Here is an 8,032-nt window from a genome sequence, read left to right on the forward strand (position 1 = left end):
AGGAGTAATGAATGGGGATTATTATTGTCTGCTTTTTTCGATAAAGTGCTGGAAGAGTCCTACAATTTTTATTTCTTACTTCTTAATTAAAAACTGACCTAAAATACATCCTATGGTATCAAAAATTAAATCTCCTGGATCACATTTTCTGCCATGAACAAATGATTGATGGAATTCATCAGAGACTCCATAAATAACTCCAATCAAAACAGCTAAAATACTTACGTATTTAAAGGAAGAAGAACTTAAAGCTTTCTTTAGTAACAAACTTAAGATCATGTATTCAACTAGATGAATTATCTTATCGCTAAAAGGAAAAATAAGAGGAATATCTTTACCTGGAATTGAAGATAAAAAGAATATGATTACCATGTAAGTAAAAGTTACTAACCACCAAATTTTTTGACTCTTCATCATTTTTGATTCAAGCTTAAAGTAAATCAGGTGAAATATAATCACCAAATTTTTCTTTAGCTTTGATTAGTCTTTCCCTTTGCTCTTCTGCCACTAAATGCACAGTTTGAGGTGAATTAAGGACTTGAGTTTCATAAATCTTCTTTATACGATCAAGCTTAGCTAAATTCTCTGGAATTCTTACTGTAAATTGCTCCTTATATTCATTCCAGGTATAGTTTTTAGAAAGTACCTCTTGGAACAGTCTTTTTAAGTCTTCATATTTAGGTATTCCACCTGTTGGAGTTTCAATAATATCAACCTCATTGTGAATTCGTAGGACCATCCATTTATACCAGACTTTTTTATCTGTCTTTTCATTTAAAAACTGACCCTCTTTATTCTTTAAAAAGTAGTTCACTGAAAATATCTTAGGGGGATTATTTAAATCTTTTTCAAAATCTAGACTAATTTGGATATATTTTCCTATGGGTATAGATAGAAAATCTAAATTAGACATAGGATTAAACTCTCTTATCCCTTCTTTTCCTAATGTAGCGGCGGTGGTTTCAGATTCAAGAAAAGCACCTTTAGTAACTATTCCATGAACCCAGTTAAAGGACTCTTCCACCGGCACGCAGGTATCTGAATCTCTGCCTCCATAAACTATTCCTTCCAGTAAGACTCCATCTGGATGATCGAGTTTAGGATCTACATTATCTAATATCTTTAGACCAAGAGTGAACCGAGCATTAGGATGAGAACAAGGTATCTCCTTTCCATTTTTATCTTTCTTTCCTATCCACCAATTGCCTGAATGGTTATCTCCAGAGGCAGGAATTTCTCCATCTTTTCCAATCCAATGGACGGCTTTAGCTTCAGTCATCAGAACATTAGAAAATATAACTTCTCCTGGATTGTTCAGGGCTTTCCACTGCCAAGGATCGTCCTTAGAATTAACTCCTTGAATAATACCAAACATTCCCTTTTCTACATTCACGGCCCTAATCCTTCCGTCTTTCTTTCTAAAATAAGCAATATCATCACCCACAATAGATTCTCCATCTAACATCGCTGTAGAAGTCTTTCCACATAAAGAAGGAAATGCTCCTGCCAGATAAGTAACTCTACCTTTATCTCCATGGATACCCATAAGAAGCATATGTTCTGTTAACCAACCTTCTCCTGAACCTTTGTTTATGGCTAACCGCATTGCTAATTTTTTAAGCCCAATAGAATTTCCTCCATACTGAGTATTAGCACTATATACAGTCTCACCATTTAGATCGATATATATTCTTCGTTTTTCAAGATTCTTAGAAGTCTTTCTTTCGTCAAGCTCACCTTGAGAGTGGATAAATTTAAAGAAGTTTGCCTTGGAACCTTCTTTTACAAACTCTTTGTATCCTGGTCGATAGAGAAGAGTTTCGTTATGAACTACATAACTTGAGTCTGTAAGTTGAACACAAAGGGTAGAAAACTCTGAATTAACAGGTCCTAAACAAAAGAAACAGATATATAAGTTTTTACCTTTCATAGTATCTTTGAGAATCTCATGAATCTCTTTTAATCCTTCATCTCTATCTTTAGTTAAGATTGATGGATCAAGCTTAACTTCATTAGGAATAAGAATTCTTGTATTTTCTTTATCTCTTCCTTGGTCATCATAACTATCGAAGTGAATAGTGTGACCTTCTATAGCTAATTTAGTCTCTTCGCCATCTTTTATGGTTTTTTCTCTGATATAATTAATATCTTTGGGCGAATCATCACAAACAAAGACCTTATCGGGATTACTTAACTGGATATACTTAATTACAAACTGGCAAAGCTTAAGATTATCAATTTTTTTAATCTTTTGATAATTTTCTTCGTCCATGTGATCCTTTAATGAATCAATTACCTCATTCATACTTCTTTTCCTCCTCGTGTAATGTAATATATAAATGTAATATCTAGTGGTTATTAACAAAAATTAGACTGAGGAAATAATACTGGAGGTGGACCCATTTGTCAAGACAATTTTTTAATGATTCATCATCTTTCAACACCTTACAACAATTACTTCACAATAATTACGAAAGAACCTAAATTTTCATTAATAAGTGCTATACGACATGAATCATCTTTCTTCTTGACAAAAACTTCAAGTATGCTAACTTTGTCTTTATGAAAATATTCCAGCGGTACTTTATTTTAGAATATCTATCTTCTTTCTTGGTAGGTCTTTTCATCTTTACTTTTATCTTTATTATGGATAAAATTTTTATCTTAAGCGAGCTCTTGGTGACTAAGGGTATCTCTATTGCGGATATCATCAGGCTTTTTACTTACTATCTTCCGGCTACTTTTGCCATTACTATTCCGATGGGGGTTTTATTAGCTACTTTAATAGTCTGGGGAAAACTTTCGGCCAATAATGAGATAGTGGCTATCAAAGCCGCGGGTATTTCTTTAAACTCCTTAGTATTTTTAGCTATCTTCTTAGGTCTTTTTTTCTTTTTTGTAAATACTATCTTAAATGATACTCTTTTGCCTTTCGCTAATCAAGCTTATAAAGATTTATACTACCAGATAGCTCAAAAAAAGCCTAATGTTTCTATTGAAGAACAAGTCTTTACTGAAATGGCCAATAAAGAAATTTATGTCCATAAATTAGATAATAAAAATAATCTCATGGAGGGTATCTACCTTTACGAAAAGATCAGAGAAGAAGATGGAGATATATTGCTTCGATATATCTTTGCTAAAAAAGGGTATTGGAAGAAAAGCATCAAAGACCAAGATAAAGTCCTAATATTAGAAGATGGCAGCATTCATCAAACCTTAGAAAAAGATCAGGAAAAATATTATGTGCTGAAGTTTAATACTCATGAAATTATTTTTAATCTTCAAGAAGGAGCTTCTTTTATGCAACCCTGCAAAAGTCTTAGAGAAATGACCTCCAAAGAGTTAAAAGAAAAGATTAAAGAATATCAAGAAAAGAATTTAGAGGTAAGTTTATTTTTAATAGAGTTGCATAAAAAGATCTCCATTCCTTTTGCTTGCCTTGTCTTTACCTTAGTTGGAACTCCTTTGGGTTTGTTGACTAAAAAAGGAGGAAAATCCATTGGCTTAGGACTCAGTATCTTAGTTATCTTCAGCTACTATCTATTCTTAATTTTGGGAGAAACATTAGGCAATAAAGGATTAATCTCTCCTTTTTTTTCGATGTGGCTACCTAATATTATCATAGGAACAGTAGGTATATTTTTGTGTCTTTTTACTATAAAACGTTAAGATAAACTTTAAGTAGAGAAGAATGATAAAGATACTCGATAAATATTTAATTGTTAATTTTTTAAGACCATTTTTCTATAGCCTGATAGCTTTTACCGGTATTATGCTGGTTACTAATGTCTTTGAAACCATAGATGCTCTTATCTCCTCCCAGGTAAGTCTTACTTATTCTTGTCAATACTTTCTTCTAAAAATACCTCAAATTATAACTTTAATTCTACCGATCTCTATATTGTTAGCAACCTTATTTTCTTTAAGCAAGCTTTCTTATCAAAATGAGATTACCGCTATGAAAGCCAATGGTCTTAATATCTATAGAATCTTTACTCCTATCTTGATACTTGCTTTCTTCCTCAGTATTTTAAGTTTTTTTTGGAATGAAACTATGGTGGTTAAAGCTAATCAGATAGTTAACTTTATTAAACAAACTCAAATAAAAAAGATAGATGTTAGCCAAGACGAAGCTTATCATATTTCTTTATATCTTTCTGGGGGAAGATTTTTAAGGTCAAGTTATCTTAATAAGAATAAAGGTCTGATGGAGGACATTCATCTTCTTGATTATACACCGCAAAATTTTTTAAAGGTACGCCTTGATGCCAAATACGCCAAATGGAATGGAAAAAATTGGATTTCCGGCCAGGGGGTAAAGAGAAGATTTAATTCTTCAGGAGAGATAGTCTCTGCATATCAATTTAAAGAAGAGATTCTTCCTCTGACTAAGTCTCCCGATGATATTTTAGAGATAATTTTTTTTGAGAAAAAAGAACCAGAGGAGATAAGTTTCTTTTCTTTGCTAAGATACATTACCATTTTAAGGAAATGTGGAAGTAAAGTGACTAACTATTTGGTAGAATTTCATATGAAAGTTTCTTTTCCAATGATAAACTTTATGATGGTCTTAATTGGTGCCCCTTTAGCCTTATTTACCACTTTAAAAGGTCGGAGTATTGCTGAATTTGGGATAAGTATCTTTATTGGTTTTATTTATTGGGGAACAATGGCTATTGGCAGGTCTTTAGGAAGAAGTGAAATGTTATCTCCATTTTTATCTGCTTGGTTAGCCAACCTTATTTTTGGTTTTTTAGGAATCTATCTTTTGGTAAAAGTTAAAAAATAAGAAAAAAGATAAGATAAAGGAGTTGAGGAAAAAAGTTGCCCAAGAAGAAAGTAAGCCAAGATTCAAGAAGAGAAAAAAAGGGGATTACTATCAATAAAGGCACGATTATTTTTACCTTAGTTTTAGTTATCTTTGTTTATTTTATGGTAAGTGGTTTTTTGAGTTATTTTAAGACAAGGCAGCAAGTATCAAGATTAGAAGAAGAAATAGAGGAAACAAGAGAAAAGAATAAAGAATTAAATAAAGAAATTAAGAGATTAGAAAATGATTTAAATTACATAGAAGAACAAGCCCGAGGATTAGGGATGATTAAAGAAGGAGAGAAGATTATAGAGTTTGCTCCTCTGGAAGGAGATAAAGAATAATTGGTCCTTTCTTAAACATGGTTACCATGTTTATACTAAGTTGCAATCAAAGGTATAATAACAATCCGGTATGAATATGAAAAACAGTTAAATCCGAATACCAAAATCCGAAACTCGAAACAAATCCGAATACCAAAATTCAAAATCCAAAACAATAAGATATTTGAGATATTTGGTAGCTTGCAACATTTTATTTCTGATTGCAACCTAGTCTCACCATAACTAAGCTATTTTCAGATACCACCTAAAAATTCGGGAATTTAAGCTATAAATGGAGAATGTCTTGAAAAAAAATATAAAATATTTAATGCTCTTTCTTCTGCTTACTCTTAACATTATAGCTTGTGGGAAAGACGAGGCAAAAAAGAAAGAATGGCTGAATATTACTTTTATTGATGTAAAGAATGGAGATAGTGCTTTTATTCAGACATCTGACCATAAAAATATCTTGGTTGATATCGGGGTAGGGAAGAGAGAGGAATTTAATTTTGATGCAGGATTAATAAGAGTCCTACCTTTTTTAAGAAGAGAGAAGGTATCTAAGTTAGATTTGGTGGTGATTACTCATTTTGACTATGATCATTATGGAGGTATTTTTTCTTTATTAGAGGGAATAAAAGTAGAAAAATTGATCTATAATCCTCCAAATAAAGACGTCTTTGGATATAAAAAGTTAATGAGTTTAATAAAAGAAAAGAACATAAAAACTAAAAGTATGTTTAGAGGAGAGATTTTAAATTTTCAACATCTCAAGATATCTACCTTGCATCCTCCCAAAGGGATAAAGTACAGCAAAGAGAACGATTATTCCTTAGTCTATTTATTAGAATGTGGAAAGGTGCGATTCCTTCTTACCGGCGATGTGGAAGAGGAGGCCATAGAAGAACTGGTAAAATTTTATCCTTTGCTTAAAGTTGATCTTTTAAAGATGCCACATCATGGAGAAAAGGTTAGAAATACTATTAATTTTTTAGAGATAGTTAAGCCTAAGATGGTGATAATTTCTACTGGAACAAATAATTTTAATCATCCCCATCAAGATTTAATTGACTATTTCCAAGAAAAGAAGATCTTAGTTTATCGCACTGATTTTTATGGAGATATAAAAGCTATTACTGATGGAGAAAAGATAAAAGTTAAGACTAAACAAGTAGTCTTATGGTAACCTATATTCTTGCTTCTCTCGATCATTTTTACTCTCTCTTTAGGTGGTTTTAGGGAAATAAAAGCACTTCTCCTTTCTACAGTGAGGATGGTTTTTATTAGAATGAAAGCAAGAAATCCTTTCTCGATGGATTGGCAAATGAAGATTGAAGTACTCCTTTGAAGCATTGTAACCTACACCAAGAGCAGTTCGAACAAAGCTCTTACAGCACATTGGACCAACATCATTAGCGATAGTATCAATTGTTCGGGCTACAATATGCATCGTGATGGCAGATTCTCTATCTTTGGAGCAGGCAGCACCCAAAATGACACTGAAGGCAGCACCAATTCCGATAGGGATACCGCAAACACCAGTGAGGGCACAATATGGCGGCATGGATTGTTTTTGCGTTCGCTTCATGGCTTCAATTATCTGTTCATTGGAGATGCCCAATGAACCATCGTTCTTTAACGCTGCCATGAGCGATGCAGTAGCAATAAGGGCATGCTCACAACCCAAAAATGGTATCTTGGGATGGGACATAAGCAGCTCTGCTATGAATAGCGGATCTTTCTCCTTCGTGGCGAGGGATAGGTCATTGATGAGATCAAATGCCCCTTTTCCGTGACACTCGTTGCAGACATAATGCCCTTTAGGACAGTGAACATATCCCATATCTTCTTTACCGCAGTAGTTACACCCAACACTGACTGCGGTCTCTAAATATTCCAAGGAAGTACCACAAACCATACAATTCTCTGCTCTTTTTTCTTCACTGGTTTTACAACATTCTTTACTCATCATATTACCTCCTAAATTTTGTAAGATTCGTAAGATGGTGATAAATTCATTTTAAATTTAAAATTTACAATGAATAATCCACCTTTTATACCTTTTTTGATGCCTCACTATAACTAAGCTATAACTGGTCATCGGCGTCATATTCAAGAATAATGCCTTTTGAAACTTCTTGGCTTTCAGTAAACGACTTAGAAACCAATTTTTTTAATTTAAAGTAATTAAAGTTTACCATATAATAAAGATGTCATGCAACTAATTTTTTCAGAAACTAGGCAGAAACTAGGGAGAAACTAGGGACAAAACTAGGGACAGCGCCTATTTTTTATTGACGAAGAAAAGATTATATGATAAAATTTAATCATTATGGCAAGAATAGCAAGAATTATAATTCCAGATATTCCATATCATCTTACTCAAAGAGGTAATTACCGACAAACAGTTTTTAGAAGTGAAGATGATCGAGAACAGTATTTATTATGGATAAGGGAATATAGTAAAAGATATGGGGTTAAAATATGGGCATATTGTTTGATGGACAATCATGTTCATTTTATAGTTGTGCCGGAAGGCTCAGAATCAATAGCAAGGCTGTTTAATCAAGCACACATGCGTTATTCTCAGTATTTCAATAGGAAGATAGGGCAGAGAGGTCATTTATGGCAGGGTCGTTTTTATTCATGCCCTTTGGATGGGGTTCATTTATATACAGCAATACGATACGTAGAAAGGAACCCTGTGCGGACAGGATTAGTGGAAAGAGCAGAGGATTATCCATGGTCAAGTGCATTAAGTCATGTAAAAGGTATTACAGATTCTTTATTATCGAATGATCTCCCCTTGGTAAAAGAGATAGTAGATTGGAAGGGGTATCTTTCTTGTACTGAGGATGAAATTATGATAACGCAAATCCGAAGATGTTCATCAACA

General features: G+C 33.1%; 8 protein-coding genes. 5 read left to right on the top strand and 3 right to left on the bottom strand.

Annotated features, from left to right (window positions below):
* Positions 1-75 precede the first annotated feature (75 nt).
* Positions 76-459: a VanZ family protein gene (locus KJ849_01695; GenBank protein ID MBU2599279.1), complete on the bottom strand. Its 384-nt coding sequence runs from the start codon at positions 457-459 to the stop codon at positions 76-78.
* A complete protein-coding gene (locus KJ849_01700) occupies positions 431-2,305 on the bottom strand; it encodes a phosphoenolpyruvate carboxykinase (GTP) (GenBank protein ID MBU2599280.1) in 1,875 nt (624 codons plus the stop codon). Before KJ849_01700 ends, KJ849_01695 begins: the two co-directional genes overlap by 29 nt.
* A gap of 257 nt (positions 2,306-2,562) precedes the next feature.
* On the opposite strand from KJ849_01700, the gene KJ849_01705 reads away from it, so the two are divergent.
* From KJ849_01705 to KJ849_01720, 4 genes are all read left to right on the top strand, one after another.
* Positions 2,563-3,672: an LptF/LptG family permease gene (locus KJ849_01705; protein ID MBU2599281.1), complete on the top strand. Its 1,110-nt coding sequence runs from the start codon at positions 2,563-2,565 to the stop codon at positions 3,670-3,672.
* A 22-nt stretch (positions 3,673-3,694) separates the two neighbouring features.
* Entirely contained in the window at positions 3,695-4,792 is a 1,098-nt protein-coding gene (locus KJ849_01710; GenBank protein ID MBU2599282.1) for an LptF/LptG family permease, read from the top strand.
* A gap of 35 nt (positions 4,793-4,827) precedes the next feature.
* Positions 4,828-5,157, top strand: a complete 330-nt coding sequence (locus KJ849_01715) for a septum formation initiator family protein (protein MBU2599283.1) — start codon at positions 4,828-4,830, stop codon at positions 5,155-5,157.
* Positions 5,158-5,440: 283 nt separating this feature from the next.
* The gene (locus KJ849_01720; protein MBU2599284.1) at positions 5,441-6,322 is read left to right on the top strand and encodes an MBL fold metallo-hydrolase; all 882 of its coding nucleotides are present in this window, start codon (positions 5,441-5,443) and stop codon (positions 6,320-6,322) included.
* Positions 6,323-6,361: 39 nt separating this feature from the next.
* Here the strand turns inward: KJ849_01720 and KJ849_01725 are convergent, their stop codons facing one another.
* On the bottom strand, positions 6,362-7,054 hold the full coding sequence (locus tag KJ849_01725) for a hypothetical protein (protein ID MBU2599285.1): 693 nt from the start codon (positions 7,052-7,054) through the stop codon (positions 6,362-6,364).
* A gap of 414 nt (positions 7,055-7,468) precedes the next feature.
* On the opposite strand from KJ849_01725, the gene KJ849_01730 reads away from it, so the two are divergent.
* Positions 7,469-8,032, top strand: a 564-nt coding sequence (locus tag KJ849_01730) for a transposase (protein MBU2599286.1), incomplete at its 3' end; no start/stop codon positions are given.

It is taken from the genome of bacterium, assembly GCA_018830565.1.
In the GTDB taxonomy this organism is placed as follows: Bacteria; UBA9089; JAHJRX01; order JAHJRX01; family JAHJRX01; genus JAHJRX01.

What these genes read in the sequence shown, in the direction of transcription:
- KJ849_01700 (MBU2599280.1), bottom strand. Translation starts at nt 2,305, where the DNA reads ATGAATGAGGTAATTGATTCATTAAAGGATCACATGGACGAAGAAAAT.
- KJ849_01705 (MBU2599281.1), top strand. Translation starts at nt 2,563, where the DNA reads ATGAAAATATTCCAGCGGTACTTTATTTTAGAATATCTATCTTCTTTC.
- KJ849_01710 (MBU2599282.1), top strand. Translation starts at nt 3,695, where the DNA reads ATGATAAAGATACTCGATAAATATTTAATTGTTAATTTTTTAAGACCA.
- KJ849_01725 (MBU2599285.1), bottom strand. Translation starts at nt 7,054, where the DNA reads ATGGTTTGTGGTACTTCCTTGGAATATTTAGAGACCGCAGTCAGTGTT.